This is a genomic window from Arthrobacter sp. UNC362MFTsu5.1, assembly GCF_000685965.1.
In the GTDB taxonomy this organism is placed as follows: Bacteria; Actinomycetota; Actinomycetes; order Actinomycetales; family Micrococcaceae; genus Arthrobacter.
The window spans coordinates 37,102-59,322 of record NZ_JMLE01000002.1; the positions used below are offsets into that span (position 1 = coordinate 37,102).

19 protein-coding genes are annotated in these 22,221 nt (G+C 64.4%); 5 read left to right on the top strand and 14 right to left on the bottom strand.

The features are described 5' to 3' along the window. Window positions 1-87: 87 nt before the first annotated feature. Window positions 88-1,923, bottom strand: a complete 1,836-nt coding sequence (locus tag BS38_RS0102930) for an ABC transporter ATP-binding protein (RefSeq protein ID WP_043437543.1) — start codon at window positions 1,921-1,923, stop codon at window positions 88-90. A 77-nt stretch (window positions 1,924-2,000) separates the two neighbouring features. Between BS38_RS0102930 and BS38_RS0102935 the strand changes: the two genes are divergently transcribed. Next, entirely contained in the window at window positions 2,001-2,630 is a 630-nt protein-coding gene (locus BS38_RS0102935) for a PH domain-containing protein (RefSeq protein ID WP_028269455.1), read from the top strand. Window positions 2,631-2,654: 24 nt separating this feature from the next. Here the strand turns inward: BS38_RS0102935 and BS38_RS0102940 are convergent, their stop codons facing one another. The 3 genes from BS38_RS0102940 to BS38_RS0102955 form a co-directional block, all read right to left on the bottom strand. Further along, entirely contained in the window at window positions 2,655-3,755 is a 1,101-nt protein-coding gene (locus tag BS38_RS0102940) for an ABC transporter permease (protein ID WP_028269456.1), read from the bottom strand. Beyond that, window positions 3,752-5,293, bottom strand: coding sequence for an ABC transporter permease (locus BS38_RS0102945; RefSeq protein ID WP_028269457.1), 1,542 nt, complete (start codon window positions 5,291-5,293; stop codon window positions 3,752-3,754). The genes BS38_RS0102940 and BS38_RS0102945 overlap by 4 nt, the downstream gene beginning before the upstream one ends. 180 nt (window positions 5,294-5,473) lie before the next feature. Further along, window positions 5,474-7,252 (bottom strand): ABC transporter family substrate-binding protein, encoded by a 1,779-nt coding sequence (locus BS38_RS0102955; protein WP_028269458.1) that lies wholly within the window; start codon window positions 7,250-7,252, stop codon window positions 5,474-5,476. 397 nt (window positions 7,253-7,649) lie between these two features. Here BS38_RS0102955 and BS38_RS0102960 point away from each other — a divergent pair, with 397 nt between their 5' ends. Next, window positions 7,650-8,690, top strand: coding sequence for an LLM class flavin-dependent oxidoreductase (locus BS38_RS0102960; protein WP_028269459.1), 1,041 nt, complete (start codon window positions 7,650-7,652; stop codon window positions 8,688-8,690). 54 nt (window positions 8,691-8,744) lie between these two features. Here BS38_RS0102960 and ychF read toward each other — a convergent pair whose 3' ends face one another. Continuing rightward, the gene (gene ychF / locus BS38_RS0102965; protein WP_028269460.1) at window positions 8,745-9,830 is read right to left on the bottom strand and encodes a redox-regulated ATPase YchF; all 1,086 of its coding nucleotides are present in this window, start codon (window positions 9,828-9,830) and stop codon (window positions 8,745-8,747) included. Window positions 9,831-9,944: 114 nt separating this feature from the next. Between ychF and BS38_RS0102970 the strand changes: the two genes are divergently transcribed. Beyond that, window positions 9,945-11,156 carry a DNA recombination protein RmuC gene (locus BS38_RS0102970; protein ID WP_028269461.1) on the top strand — a complete coding sequence of 404 codons (1,212 nt, stop codon included), beginning with the start codon at window positions 9,945-9,947 and terminating at the stop codon, window positions 11,154-11,156. A 58-nt stretch (window positions 11,157-11,214) separates the two neighbouring features. On the opposite strand, the gene BS38_RS0102975 is transcribed toward BS38_RS0102970, so the two are convergent. Both BS38_RS0102975 and BS38_RS0102980 read right to left on the bottom strand, forming a co-directional pair. Next, the gene (locus tag BS38_RS0102975) at window positions 11,215-12,294 is read right to left on the bottom strand and encodes a 4-hydroxy-3-methylbut-2-enyl diphosphate reductase (RefSeq protein WP_028269462.1); all 1,080 of its coding nucleotides are present in this window, start codon (window positions 12,292-12,294) and stop codon (window positions 11,215-11,217) included. A gap of 9 nt (window positions 12,295-12,303) precedes the next feature. Then, complete coding sequence (locus BS38_RS0102980; protein WP_028269463.1) at window positions 12,304-13,173, bottom strand: hypothetical protein; 870 nt, start codon at window positions 13,171-13,173, stop codon at window positions 12,304-12,306. Between the two features lie 186 nt (window positions 13,174-13,359). Between BS38_RS0102980 and xseA the strand changes: the two genes are divergently transcribed. Both xseA and BS38_RS0102990 read left to right on the top strand, forming a co-directional pair. Then, window positions 13,360-14,646 (top strand): exodeoxyribonuclease VII large subunit, encoded by a 1,287-nt coding sequence (gene xseA, locus BS38_RS0102985; protein WP_028269464.1) that lies wholly within the window; start codon window positions 13,360-13,362, stop codon window positions 14,644-14,646. Between the two features lie 54 nt (window positions 14,647-14,700). After that, window positions 14,701-14,931 carry an exodeoxyribonuclease VII small subunit gene (locus BS38_RS0102990; protein ID WP_028269465.1) on the top strand — a complete coding sequence of 77 codons (231 nt, stop codon included), beginning with the start codon at window positions 14,701-14,703 and terminating at the stop codon, window positions 14,929-14,931. 8 nt (window positions 14,932-14,939) lie between these two features. Here the strand turns inward: BS38_RS0102990 and BS38_RS0102995 are convergent, their stop codons facing one another. The 7 genes from BS38_RS0102995 to rsgA form a co-directional block, all read right to left on the bottom strand. Continuing rightward, window positions 14,940-15,794: a polyphosphate kinase 2 family protein gene (locus BS38_RS0102995; RefSeq protein ID WP_028269466.1), complete on the bottom strand. Its 855-nt coding sequence runs from the start codon at window positions 15,792-15,794 to the stop codon at window positions 14,940-14,942. A gap of 100 nt (window positions 15,795-15,894) precedes the next feature. Further along, complete coding sequence (locus BS38_RS0103000) at window positions 15,895-17,115, bottom strand: pyridoxal phosphate-dependent aminotransferase (protein WP_028269467.1); 1,221 nt, start codon at window positions 17,113-17,115, stop codon at window positions 15,895-15,897. A gap of 154 nt (window positions 17,116-17,269) precedes the next feature. Beyond that, window positions 17,270-18,226, bottom strand: a complete 957-nt coding sequence (locus BS38_RS0103005) for an ABC transporter substrate-binding protein (RefSeq protein ID WP_028269468.1) — start codon at window positions 18,224-18,226, stop codon at window positions 17,270-17,272. After that, window positions 18,223-18,969, bottom strand: a complete 747-nt coding sequence (locus tag BS38_RS0103010) for an ABC transporter permease (RefSeq protein ID WP_028269469.1) — start codon at window positions 18,967-18,969, stop codon at window positions 18,223-18,225. Before BS38_RS0103010 ends, BS38_RS0103005 begins: the two co-directional genes overlap by 4 nt. Then, entirely contained in the window at window positions 18,966-19,676 is a 711-nt protein-coding gene (locus BS38_RS0103015; protein ID WP_028269470.1) for an ABC transporter permease, read from the bottom strand. Before BS38_RS0103015 ends, BS38_RS0103010 begins: the two co-directional genes overlap by 4 nt. Beyond that, a complete protein-coding gene (locus tag BS38_RS0103020; RefSeq protein ID WP_028269471.1) occupies window positions 19,676-20,776 on the bottom strand; it encodes an ABC transporter ATP-binding protein in 1,101 nt (366 codons plus the stop codon). The genes BS38_RS0103015 and BS38_RS0103020 overlap by 1 nt, the downstream gene beginning before the upstream one ends. 247 nt (window positions 20,777-21,023) lie before the next feature. Beyond that, window positions 21,024-22,184 (bottom strand): ribosome small subunit-dependent GTPase A, encoded by a 1,161-nt coding sequence (rsgA, locus tag BS38_RS0103025; RefSeq protein ID WP_028269472.1) that lies wholly within the window; start codon window positions 22,182-22,184, stop codon window positions 21,024-21,026. Window positions 22,185-22,221 lie beyond the last annotated feature (37 nt).

Below are 22,221 nucleotides of genomic sequence, written 5' to 3' on the forward strand. Positions count from 1 at the left end.
CGGTCACAATTTGACCACTAGCGTCAACATCGGCGTATTTCAAGTCACACGTTACTCAGTGGTAGCCTACACCTGATGTGACGGACCTTACTCCACTCCACTCGCCAGCAGCTGTGCCCGCAGCTCCCGTCGCTCACGCTGTTTTTCGGGGTCCGGGAGGGGCACCGCAGCGAGCAGGCGCTGCGTGTAGGGTTCCTGTGGATTGCGCAGAATCTGGTCCCGTGTGCCCTGCTCAACGATTCTGCCCCGCTGCATCACGCAGATGCGGTCGGCCAGCACGTCGACCACTGCCAGGTCGTGCGTCACGAACAGGCAGGCAAAGCCGAGGTCTTTCTGGAGGTTCTGGAACAGTTCAAGTACTTTTGCCTGCACCGACACGTCAAGTGCCGACGTCGGTTCGTCCGCCACCATCAGCTTCGGCTTGAGCGACAATGCCCGGGCGATGCCCACGCGCTGCTTCTGGCCGCCGGACAGCTCATGCGGATACCGGTTGCGGTAGCTCCTGGGCAGCTCCACCTGGTCAAGGAGCGCCTCGATCCGCTTCTGCAGCCCGCTTCCCTTGGCCTCCCCGGCGAGGAACATGGGTTCGCCGATGCTCTCGCCGATCGGAAGGCGCGGATTCAACGACGACGACGGGTCCTGGAAGACCATGCCGATGTGCCGCCGGACATGGTGCAGTTGCTTGCCGTTCTTCTTGGCAGCTGAAATGTCCTGGCCCACCACCCGCATTGTGCCTGCCGCGACGGGAAGCAACCCCACCGCCGCGCGGCCGATGGTGGTCTTGCCCGAGCCCGATTCGCCTACGAGCCCCACCACCTGGCCCGGGTAGATCACGAGGTTTGCACCCTCCACGGCCCTGAAGGCAGGCACACGGCCCTGTTTGGGGTATTCGATGGCCACATCGGTCAGTTCGAGGACCGGCTCGCCCTGGGGCCGTTCCGCGGCCGCAGCAGCCAGCGCCGCAGCGTTCTCCCGCTCGCGCCGGACCAGTTCCTCATGGTCCACGGAGTCCAGCTCGGCATGGGTGGCGGCTGCCAGCGCGGCGGTAACGTCGACTTCCTCGCCATGCTCCGCTCCGCCCTGGCCAAGGTGCGGCACCGCCGCCAGCAAGGCCTGCGTGTACTCGTGCCGGGGATTCCGGAAGACCTGCTCAGCCGTTCCGGTTTCGACAATGATGCCCCGTCGCATGACGGCGATCCGGTCTGCGAGGTCCGCCACGACGCCCATGTCGTGGGTGATCAGCACAATGGCACTGTCCAGCTTGTTCCGGAGATTGCGCATGAGGTCCAGGATCTCGGCCTGGACAGTGACGTCCAAGGCCGTGGTGGGCTCGTCGGCAATCAGCAGCTTGGGGTCACAGGACAGCGATTGCGCAATCATGGCCCGTTGCCGCTGGCCGCCCGACAGCTGGTGCGGGTAGGACTTGAACGCCTTCTCGGGGTCCGGCAGTTCCACCAGTTCCAGCATCCGCAGGGCACGTTCCTTTGCCTGCTCAGGTGAAACTTCATTATGCAGCCGCACCGTCTCCACGATCTGCGCCCCGACTGTGTAGACCGGGTTGAGGGCGGTCATGGGTTCCTGGAAGATCACAGCCACGTCCTTGCCGCGGACTTCCCGGATGTTGGCCGCGCTGGCGCCAAGGAGTTCTTTGCCGGAGAGGCGGACGCTGCCGGATACCCGGCTGTTGCTGGGCAGGAGGCCCAGCAGGGCCATGGAGCTGGCGCTCTTGCCGGAACCGGACTCCCCCACGATCGCCAGCACTTCGCCGGCCCTGACCTGATAGTTCAGGCCGATGGCCGCAGGCACCCATTTCTTGTCCACGCCGAAGTCGACGCTGAGGTCGCGGACCTCGAGGACAACAGCACCCTTTGCGGGTTCCTGCGCCGGCGCGGTGTCCTGGTTGGGGGTGATGTTGTCAGTCATGACGTGTTCCCTTCCGCCCAGGCCGCCGCTGCACGGGAAATTAGTGCTGCGGCCTGGAATCCTGAATTATTGGGGGCATGAGCAGTGTGCCGCACGCCGGAAATGTTGAAGTCTTCAAAGCCCCTACGAACAAGTGGTTCGCTTGGCTTTCCTGGCTGGTGGCAGCGCTTGGCCTCGTGGTCACCGCCGCGGCCGGCGGCCCGGCCGCCCTGCTGGGGGCAGGCCCGCTGCTGCTGATCGGCTTTCTTGGCTGGCTGCTGTTCTGGATGCCTTCGGTGGTGGTTCACGACGGCGGCATCACCTTGGAGAATCCGTTCCGCTCCGTTCTCGTCCCCTGGGCTGCCCTGGTCAATGTTGATACGCGCTACGCCCTGACGCTGGTCACGCCGGACCGGAGCTACGTTTCCTGGGCTGCACCGGCGCCGGGCATCTGGGGCGGCCGGAACGCCCGCCCTGAGGATCTCAAGGGCCTTCCTTCCGCAACGTACGGACCGGGAAGGTCCGTGCGCCCCGGTGACCTGAAAACCACTGATTCGGGGCAGGCAGCCCGGCTGGTACGCGGACGCTGGGAACAGCTGGTGGAAGCCGGCACCCTGGACGCCGGCATGGCCGATGCGACCGCCGTCAGGGTGACATTCCGCTGGGGGGCGGTTGCAGCCACCGCCGTGCTGCTGGCCGCCAGCTGCTGGGCCGTCGCAGTTCCTTAGGGCGGCTGCCCGGACTGGCCGCATTCAGTCGCCCGCTGACCCGTCGGCTGCGGGAGCCGGCTTCTTGGCCGCTTCCCCGGACAACTGCGTGTCCTTGGCCTTCTTGGCGTTGAACTTCTTCTGCCTCGGGTCGAACGCGTCCCGGAGCCCGTCGCCGATGAAGTTGATGCTCAGGCAGATCAGGACGATGAAGATGCCCGGGAACCAGAACAGCCACGGCCGGGTGGAGAATGCTTCCTGGTTTTGCGAGATGAGCAGGCCCAGCGACGTGTCCGGGGATTTCACGCCCACACCGAGGTAGCTCAGGGCCGTTTCCAGGAGGATGGCAGCGGACATGGTCAGCGTCACGTTGACGATCAGCACGCCGATGGCGTTGGGCAGGATGTGCTTGAAGATGATCCGGGCATTGCTGGCTCCCGAGATGCGTGCTGCGTCAACAAACTCGCGTTCGCGAAGGGTGAGGAACTCACCGCGCATCAGCCGGGCGAGGCCCACCCAGCTGACGAGGCCGAGGAAGATTCCGAGGATCAGGATGCCGTTGCTGGCCGCGAAGCCCGAAAACCAGCCGCCCTGGTCCCTGCGGTTGACGCTCTGGGCCACGACGGCGGCGAGGAGCAGTACGGGGATGATGATGATGACGTCGGTGATCCGCATCAGCACCGCTTCGACCCAGCCGCGGAAGTATCCGGAGAGTCCGCCCACTACCGTGCCCAGCAGGCCGGCGATCGTCCCGATCAGGAGCATGATGATGATGGACTGCTGGGCTCCGCGCATGGTCATGGCGAACAGGTCCCGGCCGATCCGGTCCTGCCCGAACGGGTGTTCGCCCCAGGCGGGCGGCCACAGGGACGCCGTCGGAACGCCGTCGTTGACCAGCGGCGAGACATCCAGGTGGTCATATTTCCACCAGCCCGGGATCCCCGCCCAGCCCACGGACGTGAAGGCGAGCAGGAAGATGACGGCAAAAATGAACAGGCCGACGAGGGCTCCGGTGTGCCCCAGGAACCTCTTACGGACAATCTGCCCCTGGCTCAGCCCCTTCGCTTCCGGCTCGTCGGATGAGCCGGGCTGCCGGGAACGTGCGTGCTCGGCGAGGAATTCTTCCTGCTGGGTTGGCTGGCTCATGCCTTAATCCTTACGCGGGGATCGAGTGCGGAATACGCAAGGTCTGCGATCAGGTTGAACACCATGGCGGTAACTGCCACGCAGACGAAGACTCCCATCACGGGGTTCGGGTCAGTGTGCACAATGCCGTCCAGGAAGAGGAACCCCATGCCGCGGACGGAGAACACAGTCTCTGTGATGACGGCCCCGCCGATGAGCGCCCCGATATCAAATGCCACGATCGTTGCGATCGGAATCAGGGCATTACGGAACGCGTGGCCCATCACCACGGACCGTTCGGAGAGGCCCTTGGCCCGGGCCGTCCGGATGTAGTCCATGTTCATGATTTCCAGCATGGACGACCTGGTGAACCGCGTGTAGCTTGCCAGCGAAACAAGGATGAGCGCCATGGTGGGAAGAATCAGGTGGGTGAAGGTGTCCAGGGTCAGGATCCAGAAGTCGCCCTGGATGTTGGGTGTTCCTGCACCGATGGTGGCGATCGGCCTGCCGCGGACGCGGCTGTTGCTGAAGTAGCTGGGCCACGCCTGCATGAAGCGGTCCATCAGGATGAGTCCGCCCACCAGGAAGGCAGTGATGCCGGCAGCCCGCATCGACTGTCCGCGGTCGTAGCCGCCCATCAGGTAGCCCGTTCCCACGCCCACTCCGATGGTGGCGATGCCCAGCAACACGATCATGATCGCCGTTGCCTGGTTGAGGAGCGGCTGGACAGCGAAATATGCGACGACGCCGAGTGCCACCACGATGAGTGAGGCCTGGAGCGCCTTCCTGTTTTTGAGTCCTGCCACGAGGAGTGTCACGGCGAAGGCCAGGCCCACCCCGGCAATGGCAATGACCACCGGGCCAAGGCCGGGATTCCGGAACCACTGCACGAGGGAGAAGTAGACCAGGATGAGGCTGACTGCAACGAACACGATGCCGCCCGAGACAAGCCTGCGGCGGGCCGCTCCGCCCACTGCAACGGCAACAATCAGGCCCGCAACGGCGCCGATGCCCAATGCCACGGGCAGTGGTATTTCGGGGTTGCGGAGAAAATCGTTGAAACCGATGGCCCCGTATTCCTTCAACAGCACGGCAACCCAGAAGATCGGAAGCGAGAAAAACAGGAAGGCCATAAACGTCACGCCATAGTCCAGGGCGCTGTACTGCCGCAGTGCGGTAATAATGCCCAGGGCAATACCGATGAGGATGGCGAGGATCGTGGCACCTGTGACGAGTGTCAGGGTTTGCACCAGCGCGAAACCAAGGGCTTCGGTGATGGGCTGTCCCGCAATATTCTTTCCGAGGTCGCAGGAACCGGCGAAGGGGACCAGGCACCTGGCGGCTCCGCTGAGCCATTTGAAGTACCGGAGCGGGGCGGGCGTATCCAGGTCAAGGAGCTGGCTGCGGGAGTCCATGAGCTGTTGTTTGTTCGGGGCGCTGCTGGCGCGGAATTCCTCCAGTGGATCCCCTGACGACGCTGTCAGGAGGTACACGAGGAATGAAGCCCCGAGAAGAATGAGTGCGGCAGTGATCAGCCGCCGGACGATGTACGTCACCATGGTGGAAAGCCTCTATATCCGGGCCCGGGATCTCGCCGGGCCCATCGCAGAATCTATCCGGATTCCCGACTGAGGTGCGCGGAAACCCGGCAGAATGCCGGTGGTGCCGGAGAAGGCGCCGGGACGTTGGTGCATTTGTCCCGGCGCCTTCTCCTGCTGTTCACTCGCTGAGCGGGGGCTCTACTTCTCAGCCCACTCCCAGAAGTTCCACCAGACACCGGTCTGGTTCGGCATGAACTTCACGCCCGTGATGCGGTCGCTGTAGGCGTCCACTCCGACGGACTGGAAGAGCGGAAGGCCGTAGGCGGACTCCCAGATCTTCTTGTCGATCTGCCTGGTCAGCTCGTCCTGCTTACTGCGGTCGGTGGTGACGATCAGCTCATCCATCAGCTTGTCCGCTTCCGGATCGGCGAACTGGTTGAAGTTGGATCCGTTTCCGCTGCGGAAGATCTGCGGGACGCCGGATACGCCGACACCCGGGTTGGTCCAGCCGAAGATGGTGGCATCGTAGCTGCCGTCGCCGAGGGCCTTGCCCCAGTCGGACGCTCCCAGTCCGCCGTCAACGATCTTGAAGCCGGCCTTGGTGGCCGATTCGCGGATCAGGGAGAAGGCGTCAACACGGTTGGGGTTGTCCTTGTTGTACATGATGCGGACCTCGGGCGTCTTGCCGGCAAGGAGCGCCTTGGCGCCGTCAATGTCCACGTCCTGGTATGCCGAGGAGCCGTTGTTCTTGGCTGATTCCGCGTATGCTGCCTGGGCCGGAACGAAGAGCTGCGAATCCAGCGGCTTGGCTTCCGCATCGAGCTTCTTCACGATCTTGTCGACGATGTCCTTGCGCGGGACCGTCTTCATGAACGCTTCGCGGACGCTCTTCTCGGCAAACGGACCCGAGTAGTTCAGGTCGATGTGGTCGTAGGAGAGCTGGTTGCCCTGTTCCACGGTGACGCCCTGGCCTTCGAGGGCCTTCAGCTGCTCGATGGTGTCTGCCGAGGCCTGCGGAGCAATGATGTCAGCTTCGCCGTTCTTCAGTGCCTGCACCTGTGCCGGAGCTGAGCCGATGTAGCGGACGGTGATTTCGTCCAGGCTGGCTTCCGGTCCCCAGTTGTAGTCCTTGTTGCGGACCATGGTGAGGGACTGGTCCTGGGTGACGCTCTTGACGATGTACGGACCGTTGGAAAGGAAAAGGCTGGGATCGGACGGCAGGGTCTTCGTGTCGAAGCCTGTGTTCCAGAGGTCAGCCATGGCCTTCAATTTCTCGTCGGCCGGCTTCGGAGCCTTGGGATCGCCCTTGGGCTTTTCCTTCAGGTAATCCACGAGCGCCTTGGCGTCGCTCAGGCCGGCCTTTTTGGCCAGCACGTGCGCCGCAATGTCGATGCCCGGTCCCCCAAGAACGGTTTCCCAGTCAGCGAAAGGCTTGGAGTACTTGATGGTCATGGAGCGGTTGTCGTCGCCGAGCTCCGGGAAGTCAGTGAGCTTGAGGCCGGTGGGGTCGCCGGCGTACGAGAAGTACTGCGTGCCGGTCTTCGCCTCGGAGTCGGCATCATCGTAGTAGCCGGAGAAGGCCGCCCACTGCAGCAGGAGGTCGGCCGCCGTCACGGGTGTGCCGTCGGACCACTTCACGCCTTCGTTGACGGTGTACTTGATCGTTAGCGGGTCATCGGAAGTCTTTTCCATCTTGCCGAACTTCTCGTTGCGTACAACGTTCAGCTGGTTGTCGATGTAGTAGAAACCCGAGTGGGTGGCATAACTGATCTTCGAGTTAATGTCCGTGTTGCCGTCGGCGGTGTTCGGGTTGAACGTGTTGAACGCGTTCACCTCGACCACCGTGGCTGAGCCACCCTGTTTGCCGGCAGTAGCGCTGGACGGGGTGGTCCCGCCGCTGTTGCCGGCGCAGGCGCTGAGAGCTAGCGCGGCAGCTGCCGCGACGCCTACCGCTTTGGAAATACGACCTAAGCGCATTCCGCCTCCTATGTTTCTGTGGTGTTGAAAAGACCGCCGCTGTAGGCGCCGGCCAGACCGCCCATTCCCCCAGTGAGAATGTGGCTAGTCTCACATGAGCAGTAGCCTAGACCCGAAAAGAAAGCCAATGGGACCAAAGTTGCCCATGGGTAAAGGTTGTTACCGAGCTGCAACAATGGATTTGCGGACGGGGTTTATCACGGAGAAGGCAGGGCGGGAAAACCCGCACGGGAGCGGGTCCAACCCCCGACAAAAGCCCCGGTTCAAAGGAATCGGGGCTAACACCGTTAATGAACAATTACTGACTTGGGGGGTAACTTTGTTCTCTCCCCCGGAGCAGCACGTGCACCCCGCATATTATGAGGATCAGCTGTACACCGATCCCTGAAGGAATCCCATGCCCGACTCCTCACAACCGTTACGCAAGCTCGGATTCCTCACTATTGGCCTGTTCGACCCCGCGGAGCCAGCCGCGGGGCACGAATCGACCTTGCAGGTCATCGCACTGGGCGAGCAGCTTGGATTCGACAGCGCATGGCTGCGCCACCGCCATCTGCAGTTCGGAATCTCCTCGCCCATTGCGGTCATGGCGGCGGCCAGCCAGCGCACTTCCCGGATCGAGCTTGGAACCGCCGTGACCCCGATGGGCTGGGAAAACCCTTTGCGCCTTGCCGAGGACCTGGCCACCGTGGATCTGCTCGCCGGCGGACGAATCAATCCGGGCCTGAGCGTGGGCGAACCAATGCACTACGAGACGGTGAAGCACGAGTTGTACCCGGATTCCGCCGAACTGGAGGACTTCGGATATGCACGCCTGGACCGGCTTGCGCGCCTGATCGCGGGGGAACCGGTCCGGGAATTTTCCGGCAAGCAGGGTGTCGTCGAGGAATTCTCCAATCGCGTGGAGCCGCACTCCGCCGGGCTGCGTGCCCGTCTTTGGTACGGGGCGGCAAGCCGGAAATCGGCCATCTGGGCGGGGGCGAACGGATTCAATCTGCTCTCCAGCAGTGTGATCTTCCCCGAAACGGACGAGGAACCGGCGTTTGCCCAAATCCAGCAGTCCCAGATCCGGGCCTACCGTGAAGCAGCCGCGGCATCAGGCCAGTCGCACGGACCAGCCCGGGTCTCGCAAGGCCTGGTGGTCATCCCGACCGATTCGGCTTCAGCGCAACAGCGGGAAAAGTACAGGCGATACGTCGATGAACGCACGCCCCGCACCCGGTCGCCGCAGGGACCAAAGGGCATGCTGTTCGCCCCGGACCTCATGGGCACCAGCGATGAAATCGCCGAGCAACTGTACGCACACGCGGGGTTCCGCGAGGTCGACGAAGTGGCGTTCGCGCTGCCGTTCAGCTTCGACCATGGGGATTACATCCAGATCCTCACCGACATCGCCACCAGATTGGGTCCCGCTTTGGGATGGACTCCGGCACGTTGAGAAAGACGAAAATCGCGCCCCGGCTGTGCCAGGACGCGATCTTCGCAGATGAGCCTAAACGTTGAAGCGGAACTCCACCACGTCGCCGTCGGCCATGACATATTCCTTGCCTTCGATGCGGACCTTGCCGCGGGCTTTGGCCTCGGCCATGGATCCGGCCTCGATAAGGTCGTCGAAAGACACAACTTCGGCCTTGATGAAGCCGCGCTGGAAATCCGAGTGGATGACGCCGGCGGCCTGCGGGGCGGTGTCGCCCTGATGGATGGTCCAGGCGCGGGTTTCTTTGGGACCGGCCGTCAGGTAGGTCTGCAGTCCCAGCGTGTGGAAGCCGACGCGGGCCAGCTGGTCGAGGCCTGATTCGTCCTGGCCGTTCATCTCCAGCATCTCGCGGGCTTCTTCCTCGTCCAGTTCCACGAGGTCGGATTCCAGCTTGGCGTCGAGGAAGACGGCGTCCGCCGGAGCAACCATGGCCCGCAGCTCTTCCTGCTTCTCGGGGTTGCCCAGGATTCCCTCGTCCGAGTTGAAGACGTAGATGAAGGGCTTGGCTGTCAGCAGGCCCAGCTCCTTGAGGTGCTCCATCTCGAGCTTGTCGCTCTTGATCGAGGAGAAGATGGTGTCGCCACGTTCAAGCACGGCCTGCGCTGCCTTGATGGCGGCCAGTTCAGCCGCGTCGCGCTTTTTGATCTTGACTTCTTTTTCGATCCGGGGAATCGCATTTTCGATGGTCTGGAGGTCAGCCAGGATCAGTTCGGTGTTGATGGTCTCCATATCCGAGCGCGGATCCACCTTGCCGTCGACGTGGATGACGTCCGGGTCATCGAACACGCGGACAACCTGTGCGATGGCCTCGGCCTCGCGGATGTTGGCGAGGAACTTGTTGCCCAGGCCTTCGCCTTCCGATGCACCCTTGACAATCCCGGCGATATCGACGAACGACACGGGAGCAGGGAGCAGGCGCTGGGAGCCGAAGACGGCGGCCAGCTTGGCGAGCCGCGGGTCCGGCAGGTTGACCACACCGACGTTCGGCTCGATGGTGGCGAACGGATAGTTCGCAGCCAGCACCTGATTACGGGTCAGTGCGTTGAAAAGGGTTGATTTGCCGACGTTGGGCAGTCCGACGATGCCAATAGTAAGAGCCACGAGCACTAATTCTACCGGTAACCGGCCGCGAACCATGCGGTGGTCCGTTCCCGGTCTCCGCAGGCGGCGTGCGCCTGCGTCAAAAATGTCGGTGGCCCATGCCAAAGTGAACACATGGACGCTTTTGCACTGATACTTGCCCTGCTGATGCTGATTCTCGGCGCCGTGATTGGCGCCGCCTTCACCTACGTGGCGCTCCGCCGGCGGAGCGTGGCCCTGGAACAGGATTTCGACGGCGTCTCGGCGCGCCTTTCGGAGGTCAGCGCCCAGTTCGCGGCGGCCGACGCCGAGCGGCGCCTTCTGTCGGCACAGAACCGGGAACTGGGCGAGTCTCGCAACCAGGACGGCAGCGTCCTCCGGGCCCTGGCCCCGGTGGCGGAAAAGCTGACGGCGGTCCAACAGCAGGTGTCCCTGCTGGAACGCGACCGGCTGGAGCAGTACGGACAGCTGGCCCAGCAGCTGCAGGAGGCCAGGCTCTCCGACGAGCAGCTGCTGCGCTCAACCCATGCCCTGGAGTCCGCCCTGCGGTCCAATAGCGCCCGCGGCCAGTGGGGCGAGGTCCAGCTGCGCCGGGTCGTTGAAGCCGCCGGCATGCTCCGCCATGTGGATTTCCACGAACAACAGCACAGCACCGGAGGGGGAAACGCTGTCCGCCCCGACCTCGTGGTCCAGCTCCCGGGCGGGAAGCAACTGGTGGTTGACGCGAAGGTCCCCCTGGGGTCCTACCTAGAGGCCCAGGACCTGGGATCCTCAGCGGGACGCCAGCAGCAGGGGCCTGCCCTCAACGGCCAGAACGCGTTGCTGGCAGCCCACGCCAAGGCCCTGAAGTCCCATGTGGACGCGCTGAGCAACAAGAAGTACTGGGAGATCCCGGGCAATTCGCCGGAACTCGTCATCTGCTTCCTGCCGGCGGAATCCATCCTGGCGGCCGCACTGGCTGCGGACGCCGGGCTGCTTGACTACGCCTTGAACAAGAATGTGGTGCTGGCATCCCCCGGCACCTTGTTGGCCGTGCTGAAGTCGGTAGCGTTCACCTGGCGCCAGGACGTGCTCACGGACAGCGCCCGGGAGCTCTTTGAGTTGGCGCGGCAGCTCTACGAACGGATGGGCACACTGGGCGACAATGTGACCAAGCTGGGGTCGTCGCTGAAGACGTCCGTTGACCGCTACAACTCAATGGTCGGAACGCTGGAGGCGCGGGTTCTTCCGACGGCGCGGAAACTCAACGCCCTGGAAGCCGAGGGGCTGACCACACCGCCTGCGATCGAGGTGACTCCCCGGTCGGTGGCAGCTCCCGAACTGCAGTCGGAGGAGTCGGCCGCCTAGGCCACGGTCAGGAGCGTCCGGCCTCCGCGGAGGCCGGACGCTCCTGACTGCGAAGGGGTCAGTTCCGCGCTCCCCGTCCGCCCAGTGCGCGGGTCACGTCGCCCGACTTCTTGAGGGTGGCGCGCAGCTCCTTGGGCAGGGAGAAGAGCAGGTCTTCCTCTGCCGTAACCACTTCTTCCACGGCACCGTAGCCGTAGTCCGCCAGGAGCCGGAGCACATCCTTGACCAGCACTTCCGGAACGGACGCGCCCGAGGTGACGCCCACTGTGGCGACGCCTTCGAACCAGGCCTCGTCCACTTCGTTGGCGAAATCGACGCGGTAGGACGCCTTGGCACCGTATTCCAGTGCAACCTCAACGAGGCGGACGGAGTTGGAGGAGTTGGCGGAGCCCACCACTATGACCAGATCAGCCTGCGGGGAGATCTTCTTGATGGCCACCTGCCTGTTGGTGGTGGCGTAGCAGATGTCGTCGCTGGGCGGATCCTGCAGAGTCGGGAAGCGTTCCTTGAGGAGCCGGACGGTTTCCATCGTTTCGTCCACGCTCAGGGTGGTCTGTGACAGCCAGATGACCTTTTCCGGATCCCGCACGGTAACTTTGTCCACTTCGTGCGGTCCGTTGATGATCTGGATGTGGTCGGGGGCCTCGCCGGCGGTTCCTTCCACTTCCTCGTGACCGTCGTGGCCGATGAGGAGGATGTCAAAGTCGTCCTTGGCGAAACGGACCGCCTCGCGGTGGACCTTGGTCACGAGCGGGCAGGTGGCGTCAATGGTGCGAAGGCCGCGGTCCTCGGCGGACTGTACGACGGCCGGCGAAACTCCGTGGGCAGAAAAAATTACCAGGGCGCCTTCGGGGACCTCATCGGTCTCGTCGACGAAGATGGCGCCCTTCTCCTCAAGCGAGCTCACAACGTGGACGTTGTGGACGATCTGCTTCCGCACATAGACGGGCGGACCATAGTGTTCCAGTGCCTTCTCCACGGCGATGACGGCCCGGTCAACACCGGCGCAGTAGCCGCGGGGAGCCGCGAGCAGCACCTTTTTGGGACCTGAGACCGGGGCCGCAGCCAGCACGTCCTCAGGCGAACGGCGCCTGCGTGGAATTGACGGCATGGGGATGGAGACTGCTGAGGTGGTCATTGTTCAATGCTACCGGGAATGCTGGTCGCGTCCGGCTCCGGCAGCGGCACCGGCAACGACGCGGAAAAGGACACCGGCCACAATGAGGACGGCACCGGCGATGAGAGCCGCCAGGATCCACTGTCCGAACCGCTCGGAGGATGCGGCCACGAATTCGCTCTTGAAGATGTCCGCCACCTCATTCCCGCTGGCCGTCCCGCCTACCGCCAGGCCGGCCGCATCAGATCCGAGCTTCCACGCCGCGGCGAGCACCAATGCCCCTGCACCGGTACCTACCAGCACAATCCAGCGCCGGCGGGCGGCGATGAGGGCCAGCAGGAGGGCGATGGCCGAGCCGGCAGCCAACGCGTACCCCAGGGGGGCATAGGCCGCAACCTGGTCAACGAGCTGACGGTGGCTCGGCTGTCCGATGTCAATGGGCGTCTGGCCGGGCGCTTCAATCGGGATGTTGGTGGCCTCCGAAATCTGCTTGGTCAGCAGTCCAACCAGGGGCGCCACATCCAGGGTGAGGGACGTGGACGGGTCAGCTGCCGCCGTTCCGTCCCCGGCGGCCGGGAAGTTAAGCCGGTGACTCCTCCGCAGCGTTTCTTCCCAGGCCGCAGGGTAGCCGGGCAGCGTCGTCAGGGATTTGGCGGCGGAGTCCAGGATCGGCTGCACCAGTTGGGCGAATGGTTCGGGAATCTGTCCGGTCGGGTCGATGCTCCCGACAGCCGCTGAGGCCAGCCGCTGCTGGAAGACGGTGTCCTTGCCCAGCGGGGCGGCGAGGGAGACAAAGCCATCCTCCTGCACAATGTTCCGGTCCACCCAGATGGCAGGAACGGAGACGGCGGCCAGCAGCAGTCCAAGGATGACGGCGGCAGCGGAGACAAAAGTGCGCAAGGGATTCCTCGGTTGTGGTTGGGCGGTACTGCCATCCTAGGGGCGCCGGCCGGGAAGCAAAAATGTCGGCGGACAGTGGTAGAGCTATGGATAGAGTTGATTCGGTTTGATGCCATTCCGTTTTGATGCACCGCCATCTGCAAAGGATTCCCATGCCCAAGGCTCCCTCCCCGTCACGGCCCGCCCATGCCTGACAACTTGCCCGCGGCCACCACGGTTCCTGCCACGGCTGCCGAAACGAGTCCGGACAATCCCTGGCCGCTGCAGCTGTTGTCCCAGAAGCTCAAGGCCCATATCGACCGGACGCCCTCGGCATGGGTCGAGGGCCAGGTCATTGAGCTGAACCGCCGTGGCGGCAGTGCCTTCATGACGCTCCGGGATGTCGACGCCGAAATCTCCCTGCCCGCTTCCATCTGGTCGACCGTGCTGGATCGCCAGGAGGTTCCCCTGGAACGCGGGTCCAGGGTGGTGGCGCTCCTGAAGGCCGAGTTCTGGCTCAAGACCGGACGCCTCAACATGTCCGTGAAGGACATCCGGCCGGTGGGGCTCGGCGACTTGCTGGCGCGGATCGAGCGGCTCCGCCACGCGCTCTCCCTGGAAGGACTTTTCGCGGATTCCCGGAAGAAGCGCCTGCCGATCCTCCCCCACCGGATCGGGCTGATCACCGGACGCGATTCCGACGCCAAGAAGGATGTGCTGCGCAACGCCGCACTCCGTTGGCCCGCCGTCGAATTCGCGGTCCGCGAAGTTGCCGTCCAGGGAAACACTGCCGTTTCGCAGATCATGGCCGCGCTGCGGGAACTCGATGCTGACCCGCACGTCGACGTCATTGTCATCGCCCGTGGCGGCGGCGCACTCGAGGACCTCCTCCCCTTCAGCAACGAGGACCTGATCAGGGCTGTGTCCAATGCGTCCACGCCGGTGGTCAGCGCGATCGGCCACGAGGCAGACCGCCCCATCCTCGACGACGTCGCCGATCTGCGGGCCTCGACGCCCACGGATGCCGCGAAGAGAATCGTTCCTGACGTTGTGGAAGAACTCGCCAGGGTCCGGCAGGCCCGGGACCAGCTCCGGCGCGGGGTTAACCGGCTCGTGGAACGGGAATCCGACCGGCTGGCGTCCCTGCATTCACGGCCGGTGCTGGCCGCACCGGAGACGATGGTCAGTGCACGCGCCGAGGATGTGGCGCGGCTCAGCAGCCGTTCCCGCGCGGCAATCAGCACGGCGGTGCTGAGGGCAGCGGACCAGATCGTGCATCTCCGCAACCAGGTCCGTTCCCTCTCGCCGCAACAGACGCTGGACCGTGGCTATGCCGTGGTGCAGGTTGCCGGCACAGACCACGCAGCGGACGCGCCGCCGGCAGTAGTCCGGCATCCGTCACAGGCCCCGGAGGGCGCGGACCTTTTCGTACGGGTGGCCGGCGGCAGCTTTTCCGCCCGGTCCACGGGCGGCCACCAGATATCCGACGGCTGACCCGGTCGCGTACCGGCCCCGTTCATCCACTGACAACCAGCAGGGAGCACCACCATGGCAGCAGAACAGAAACCGAACGCCGACATCGAAGCGCTCAGCTACGAGGAAGCCCGCGAGCAGCTCGTGGCCGTCGTGGGCAAGCTGGAAGCCGGCGGCGCCAGCCTGGAGGACTCACTCGCACTGTGGGAGCGGGGCGAGGCCCTGGCCAAGCGCTGTGAGGAGTGGCTGGAAGGGGCCCGCAAGCGGCTGGCCGCCGCCCGGAACCAGGCCGGGCCCGAGTCGTAGGGGGCCCGTCAGGACCTTTCCACCAGGCTGCGTTCCAGAGCCACGTCGAACTCAGCCGCGGGCCACTTAAGGTTGAGGTCCTCCATCGCTTGGAGCAGCAGCTGCTGGACGGCAATGCGGGCGTACCACTTCTTGTTCGCCGGCACCACGTGCCACGGGGCAACCTCGGTGTGGGTCTTGTCGAATGCCGCCTGGTAGGCGGCCATGTAGTCGTCCCAGAAAGCGCGCTCCTTGAGGTCGCTGCTGCTGTATTTCCAGTGTTTTGAGGGATCATCCAGCCGTGCGAGCAGGCGGGCTTTCTGTTCGTCGCGGCTGATGTTCAGCATCACCTTGACGATTCGGGTGCCGGAGGCGGCCAGCCGGGCTTCAAACTCGTTGATCGCCGTATAGCGGCGCTCCAGTTCCTCCGGCGGGGCCCAGCCATGGACGCGGTGGATGAGCACGTCCTCGTAGTGCGAACGGTCGAAGACGCCCACCATGCCGGCTGCCGGGACTTCCTTCTCGATCCGCCAGAGGAAGTCGTAGGATTTTTCCTCGTCCGTGGGCGCCTTGAACGCTTTGAGCTGCACACCTTGAGGGTCCATGGCACCCACCACATGGGCCACGATGCCGCCCTTGCCCGCGGTGTCCATGGCCTGGAGGATCAGCAGGACACGCTTGGTCCCGCCGAATTTGGCTTCGGCGAACAGCTGCTCCTGGAGGGCCGCAAGTTTTCCGTCGAGTTCCTCGAGGAGTGCCCGGCCGTCGGATTTGCCACCCGGGTATCCCGGCGTGGAATCAGGGTCCACATCCGCCAGCTTGAACCCGTCACCGGCCGCCAGGGTCCCGGACGGGTGTTCGTCGAACGTTTCGATGTTTGCCATGAGAAGCCTTCCGCCGATGTGCCGCGAGTCCGGAGGGCCGCATCCTTGCGCCCGTCCGGCTGCAGCCGCCCGCTCTTCACGGGCAGCTGCTGCCATCAGGCTAGTTCCCCTGGTACCTGCTCAGGAAGTCCCCCATGCGCCCGACAGCCTCTTCGATGTCCTTCACGTTCGGAAGCGTGACCATCCGGAAGTGGTCCGGCCGTACCCAGTTGAAGGCACGTCCGTGGGAAACGAGGATCTTCTGCTCTCGGAGCAGGTCCAGGACGAACTTTTCGTCGTCGCGGATGTGGAAGACCTCCGGATCCAGTTTCGGGAACAGGTACAGCGCGCCCCTGGCCTGCTGGGTGCTGACGCCGGGGATGGCGTTGAGCATGTCATAAGCTTTGTTCCGCTGTTCCAGCAGCCGTCCGCCGGGCAGGATCAGATCGTTGATGCTCTGGTATCCGCCCAGTGCAGTCTGGATGGCATGCTGGGCAGGCACGTTGGCACACAACCGCATGTTGGCGAGCAGACTGATGCCTTCAAGGTAGTCGGCGGCATCCTTCTTGGGTCCCGAAATCGCCATCCAGCCGGCGCGGTACCCGCAGACACGGTATGCCTTGGACAGGCCGCTGAAGGTCAGGCACAGAACGTCGTCGCCGGTAAGGCCTGCCAGGTTCACGTGAACGGCGTCCTCGTACAGGATCTTCTCGTAGATCTCATCCGCGAAAAGCACCAGCCCGTGCTTTTCAGCCAAGGCCACGATCTTCTTGAGGGTTTCCTCGGGGTACACCGCGCCGGTGGGGTTGTTCGGGTTGATCACCACGATTCCCTTGGTCCGGGGGGTGATCTTGGATTCGAGGTCCTCCAGGTCCGGCTGCCAGCCGGACTCCTCGTCGCAGAGGTAGTGCACCGGCCGTCCGCTGGCCAGGGCCACGGAGGCGGTCCACAGCGGGTAGTCCGGTGTGGGGATCAGAACCTCGTCGCCGTCGTCGAGGAGGGCCATGAGCGACATGGTGATGAGCTCGCTGACACCGTTGCCGAGGTAGATGTCGTCCACGTGGATGTTCTGGATGCCGCGGGTCTGGTAGTACTGCGACACTGCGGTCCGGGCGGAAAATATGCCGCGGGAGTCGCTGTAGCCCTGGGCGTGCGGCAGGTGGCGGATCATGTCCACCAGGATGGCGTCCGGCGCTTCAAACCCAAACGGGGCCGGGTTTCCGATGTTCAGTTTAAGGATGCGGTGACCCTCTGCCTCCATCTGCTGGGCGGCCTGAAGAATCGGTCCACGGATGTCGTAGAGGACATTATGAAGCTTGGTGGACTGCTTGAATTCTGCCATCCATCAAATATGCCATATGGAGGATGTACTTCAGCTGAGACTTGACTCACACAAGGAACAACGACGGCGGCTGCCGGACCTTGTGAGGTCCGGCAGCCGCCGTCGGGCCGGGCTGTTCAGCCTGCGTTACTTCACTGCTGTTACCCGGCCGGTGTTACTTGACCAGGCCCTTGTCCTTGAGCCAGGCCGCTGCTGCGTCCTTCGGGTTCTGCTTCTGGGTGCCGCTGACCGCACGGTTGAGGTTGATCAGGTCTTCCGTGGTGAGGATCTTGGACACCGAGTTGAGCGCTTCGTTGGCCTTGTCCGTCATCTTGGCCTTGTTGTACAGCGGCAGTACCTGCTGGGCGATGAAGTTGTTCTTCGGGTCGTCCAGGACCACCAGGTCATTGTCGGCAATGGCCGGCGTGGTGGTGTAGATGTCCGCGACCTGGACCTGGTCCTCCAGGAGTGCCTTGACGGTGATGGGTCCGCCGCCGTCGCTGAACGGTTCCAGCTTCTTGGGCTCGCAGCTGTAGTTCTTCTTCAGCCCGGGCAGGCCGTAGGCGCGCTCGGCAAAGGTGGCCGGAGCTCCCACGACCAGTTCGCTGCAGACCTTGGCGAGGTCCTCTATGGACTTGAGCTGGTACTTTTCCGCCGTCGCCTTGGTCACCACCATGGCGTCCTTGTCCTCAGCCTTGGACGGCTCCAGGACCGCAAGTCCCTCCGGCAGCTTGCCCGGAAGCGCCTTGAAGATGTCTTCCGCCGAGACCTCGGTGGCGCCCTTGTTCACATGCAGCAGGAGGTTGCCGCTGTAATCGGGAATGATGTCCACGGAGCCGTCCTGGACCGCTTTGAAGTACACCTCCCGCGAGCCGATGTTGGGCTTGGTGCTTGCGGTGACGCCGGCTGCGTTCAACGCGCCGGCATACACCTCCGCGATGATCTGGCTCTCCGGGAAGTCCGCGGATCCGATCACCAGTGCGGAACCAGAGCCCGAACCGCCCGTCGCGGGCGCGCTTCCCAGCGGATCGGATCCGCCGCCGCATGCGGACAGCGCCAGGGCAAGTCCGACGCCGACGGCCAGGCCGCCGAACGCGCGGCGGCCCAGAATACTAGGGTGGGTTTCCTTCATGATCTACCTCCTTGAACAACAGGCTCCGCGGACACGGGGTCTGTGAGATCAGCCGGTGCCTGCTGGCTCCGGCGTGGCGTGTCAGAGGATCCCCGGGACAGGAAGAGCCTCTGGAAAACAGCGAGCAGCAGATCGACGGCAATGGCCAGTGCTGCTATCAGCAGCGAGCCGCCGAGCATCTGCGGAAAATCGGAGAGCACCAGGCCGTCGAAGAGGTACCGGCCCAGGCCGCCGAGGTTGATGTACGCCACCACTGAAACGGTGGCGATGACCTGGAGCACGCCGGTCCTGAAGCCGCCGAACATCACGGCCAGGGCATTGGGAAATTCGGCGCGGAACAGCACCTGCAGTTCGGTCATGCCCATGGCGCGGGCCGCATCCACGACGTTCCGGTCCACGCTGGCAATGCCGGCATACGTGCCTGCGAGCAGCGGAGGCACGGTCAGAATCACGAGGGCCCAGATGGGAGGCATCAGTCCGATGCCGGCCAGGAGGACGAAGAGTGTCAGCAGGCCGAGGGTGGGCAGTGCCCGGAGAGCCCCGGCCAGCGCGACAACCGCCACCCGGCCGCGGCCGGTATGGCCGACATAGAGGCCGATGGGGACGGCTATCGCCGTGGCGATGAGCATCACGAGACCCGTGTACTGGAGGTGCTCGGCCAGCCGGACGGGAATGCCGGTGCTTCCGGACCAGTGCAGGGGATCGCCCAGCCACGCAAAAGTGTCGGTGAAGACGTTGCTCATGCGGAGGCACCCCCGGTCCGGACATCCGACAGCCGCTCGGCCGCCGACGGGAGGCCTGCTTTGTCCGTTTTGGCCACGGCCCTGGTCCACGGCGTCAGGAGTCGCTCCAGGAGCACCAGAAAGGCATCCATCACCAGTGCCAGCACCAGGATGGCAATGATCCCGACCAGCACCTCGGTAATAAAGCCCCGTTGGAGGCCGGACGTGAACAGCATCCCGAGGTTTCCAATGCCCAGGAGGGCGGCCACGCTTACCAGCGAGATGTTGCTGACGGACACAACCCTCAGGCCGGCGAAAAGCACCGGAAGGGACAACGGCAGGTCAATTTGCAGGAAACGCGCGGCGGGCTTGAACCCCATCGCAACGGCCGCCTGGCGGAGGTCTTCATCCACGGAGTCGAAGGCGTCGAGTGCGGCCCGCACCAGCAGCGCCACCGCGTAGATGGTCAGGGCGACGATCACGTTCAGCGGGTCCAGGACCCTGGTCCCCAGGATTGAGGGCAGGATGATGAACAAGGCAAGGGACGGGACCGTGTAGAGCAGGGACGTCGCCGTCACCACCACGGAACGCAGGGTCCGGTTTTGCCGGGCAAACTGTGCCAGCGGGATGGAGAGCAGCAAACCGAACACCATGGGCAGGATGGCCAGCACCAGGTGCTGACCTGCCAGTTCGAACACCCTCCCGCTGTTGGCCAGGAACCATTCCATCAGAGGGCACCCTGCCGGACCAGCCGTGCCGATTCGATGACAGCAAGCACTTCGTCCGCGCGGAGGACACCGGCAAGCCTGCCGTCCGCGTCGACTGCGACGCCCAAGCCCGACGGCGACGACAGCGCCGCGTCAAGAGCCCGCCGGAGCGTCTCCCCTTTCCGGAACAGCGAGCCGCCGGGGATGAGCACGGAACCGGACCCCGGACTCGTCCAGCCCATCGGCCGGGAATCCGCATCAACCACGAGCGCCCAATCACTGCCTTCGAGTCCGGCCGTTCCGGACTCCAGGGCGCTGTGACTGACCGTTGGAACCTCATGGAGGATAACGGCATCGGACGGGCTGAACGCCAGGTGGCGGAACCCCCGGTCCTTACCCACGAAGGAGGCCACGAAGTCGTTGGCAGGGGCGCGGAGGATCTCCTCCGGCGTCGCGTACTGCGCCAGTTTGCCGCCGGTGGCGAAAACAGCGACCTTGTCTCCAAGCACGGTGGCTTCGTCAATGTCGTGCGTGACGAAAACGATGGTCTTGGCCAGGTCCCGCTGCAGCCGGAGGAGCTCCTGCTGGAGTTCGTCGCGCACCACGGGATCCACGGCGCTGAACGGTTCGTCCATCAACAGCACGGGCGGGTCTGCCGCGAGAGCCCGGGCCACGCCGACCCGCTGCTGCTGGCCGCCGGACAGCTGCGACGGGTACCGCTTTCCCAGCACCGAAGCCAGCCCGACGACGTCGAGCAGTTCCTCGGCGCGCTTGCGCGACTCAGATTTGGAGACCCCGTTGAGCCGCGGGACCGTGGCGATGTTGTCCAGCACTGAGCGGTGCGGCATCAGGCCGGAGGACTGCATCACATACCCCATGGACCGCCTCAGCTGCGCGGCAGGCACTGACGTGACATCCTTCCCGTCCACCGTGATGGTGCCCGACGTGGGCTCCACCATGCGGTTGATCATCCGCAGGGAAGTGGTCTTCCCGCAGCCCGACGGACCCACAAAAACCGTGATGGAGCCTTTGTCGATGGACATGGTCAGGTTGTCCACGGCCGGCTGCCCGCTCTGGTACTGCTTGGTGACGCTCTGGAATTCGATCATGGCTTCAGCCATTTCCGGGCTTACCTAACTGTTGGCGGCAACATCGGACGGTCAGGCCAAAGATCATAAGGTTACTGATATTCGGCAGTAAAGCAGTTAATAGACAGCGTAACCAGCGGCCCCGGCAAAGTCAGCGGTGCCGCGGCTACCGTAAGCATTCGGTAACCTACGCCGTTTGGATGGGCGGCGGCGGCACCGGACTGTGATTCCGCGCTCAATCCCCGCCGCCGACCCTCCCCCGCCGGTCAACCGCCGTGCGTCAACGGCGCTTCCGTTTCCCCTTTCCGTCCCCGACGGTGCGTTCGCGGGCCATTTCCTGTCCGTACCGCTCGGCTGCCCGCTGGCTCTTGCCCGCCACCACCACCTTCTGGTGCCACTCCCGCTGGTAGGCCCGCCGGGCTGCCGCGTCGTGCCGGCGGTTGAGTGCCGCCAACTCGCGCTGGAGCTTGAGGTAGCTTTCCCACCGGCGCATCTCGAGGGCTCCGTCGGCGAGCGCGGCCTGGACAGCGCAGCCCGGTTCCCGGTCATGGGCGCAATCGGCGAAGCGGCAGCGGCCGAACAGCCCTTCGAGGTCGCCGAACATCTCGTCCATTCCGTCGTCCGCGTCAAAGAGCCCAAAGCCGCGCACGCCCGGGGTGTCCATGAGAACCGCTCCTCCCGGCAGCGGGACGAGCTCGCGCGCCGTGGTGGTGTGCCGGCCTTTGCCGTCGCCGGACCGTACCGGCCCGACGTCCTGGACATGGTGCCCGGCAAGGGCATTGATCAGCGTGGACTTTCCGGCGCCCGAGGGTCCCAGCAGGACGAGCGTTCCGCCCGCCGGCACATGTCCGAGCACTTCGTCGAGGCCGTCGCCCTGTTCCGCCGAGGTGGTGACCACAGCAACGCCTGCTGCCTGCAGGATTACTTTTCCGACGACGTCGTCCGCGATGTCGGCAAGATCCGCTTTGGTGATGATCACCAGCGGAGTGGCCCCCGAATCCCACGCGGCCACGAGCGTCCGCTCCAAGCGGTTGTGGGTAAGGGGCCGGTCCACGGGGACCACCACTCCCACGACGTCCACGTTGGCACCGAGGACCTGGGCTTCCGAAGACGCCTCGAAGGCGCGTTTGCGGCTGAGCGCCGACTCGCGGGGCAGCACACCGATGACGGCGGGCTCCCCTGCTGCGTTGGCACCGAGCCATACCCAGTCACCGGTGGCCGGCACCTCGCCGCGGGCCGGGTAGGGCAGATGCCACAGCTCCGCCGCGGCGGCGATGAGCACCCTGTTCCGGTCCACGCGGACCACCCGCCCCGGTTCCTCCCCGCCGGGCATGGGATGGGCGTCAAAAAGTGCTGCCGTCCGGGCCGTGAAACCGTAATCCACGGGACCGGCCAGCGGTGGAGCTGAGTTGGTGGTTGTTGAATTTGCTGTTGTTTTCACTGGAAACCTCTGCTGAGGCCCCGTAGGCACGGACACG

Bases quoted from the DNA above. Each gene is read 5' to 3' on its own strand.
- BS38_RS0103015 (WP_028269470.1), bottom strand. From the start codon at position 19,676: ATGGAATGGTTCCTGGCCAACAGCGGGAGGGTGTTCGAACTGGCAGGT.
- BS38_RS0102930 (WP_043437543.1), bottom strand. From the start codon at position 1,923: ATGACTGACAACATCACCCCCAACCAGGACACCGCGCCGGCGCAGGAA.
- BS38_RS0102970 (WP_028269461.1), top strand. From the start codon at position 9,945: ATGGACGCTTTTGCACTGATACTTGCCCTGCTGATGCTGATTCTCGGC.
- xseA (WP_028269464.1), top strand. From the start codon at position 13,360: ATGCCTGACAACTTGCCCGCGGCCACCACGGTTCCTGCCACGGCTGCC.
- BS38_RS0103010 (WP_028269469.1), bottom strand. From the start codon at position 18,969: ATGAGCAACGTCTTCACCGACACTTTTGCGTGGCTGGGCGATCCCCTG.
- BS38_RS0102940 (WP_028269456.1), bottom strand. From the start codon at position 3,755: ATGAGCCAGCCAACCCAGCAGGAAGAATTCCTCGCCGAGCACGCACGT.
- BS38_RS0103020 (WP_028269471.1), bottom strand. From the start codon at position 20,776: ATGGCTGAAGCCATGATCGAATTCCAGAGCGTCACCAAGCAGTACCAG.
- BS38_RS0102975 (WP_028269462.1), bottom strand. From the start codon at position 12,294: ATGACCACCTCAGCAGTCTCCATCCCCATGCCGTCAATTCCACGCAGG.
- BS38_RS0102955 (WP_028269458.1), bottom strand. From the start codon at position 7,252: ATGCGCTTAGGTCGTATTTCCAAAGCGGTAGGCGTCGCGGCAGCTGCC.
- BS38_RS0103000 (WP_028269467.1), bottom strand. From the start codon at position 17,115: ATGGCAGAATTCAAGCAGTCCACCAAGCTTCATAATGTCCTCTACGAC.
- BS38_RS0102960 (WP_028269459.1), top strand. From the start codon at position 7,650: ATGCCCGACTCCTCACAACCGTTACGCAAGCTCGGATTCCTCACTATT.
- BS38_RS0102945 (WP_028269457.1), bottom strand. From the start codon at position 5,293: ATGGTGACGTACATCGTCCGGCGGCTGATCACTGCCGCACTCATTCTT.
- BS38_RS0102990 (WP_028269465.1), top strand. From the start codon at position 14,701: ATGGCAGCAGAACAGAAACCGAACGCCGACATCGAAGCGCTCAGCTAC.
- BS38_RS0102935 (WP_028269455.1), top strand. From the start codon at position 2,001: ATGAGCAGTGTGCCGCACGCCGGAAATGTTGAAGTCTTCAAAGCCCCT.
- BS38_RS0103005 (WP_028269468.1), bottom strand. From the start codon at position 18,226: ATGAAGGAAACCCACCCTAGTATTCTGGGCCGCCGCGCGTTCGGCGGC.
- BS38_RS0102995 (WP_028269466.1), bottom strand. From the start codon at position 15,794: ATGGCAAACATCGAAACGTTCGACGAACACCCGTCCGGGACCCTGGCG.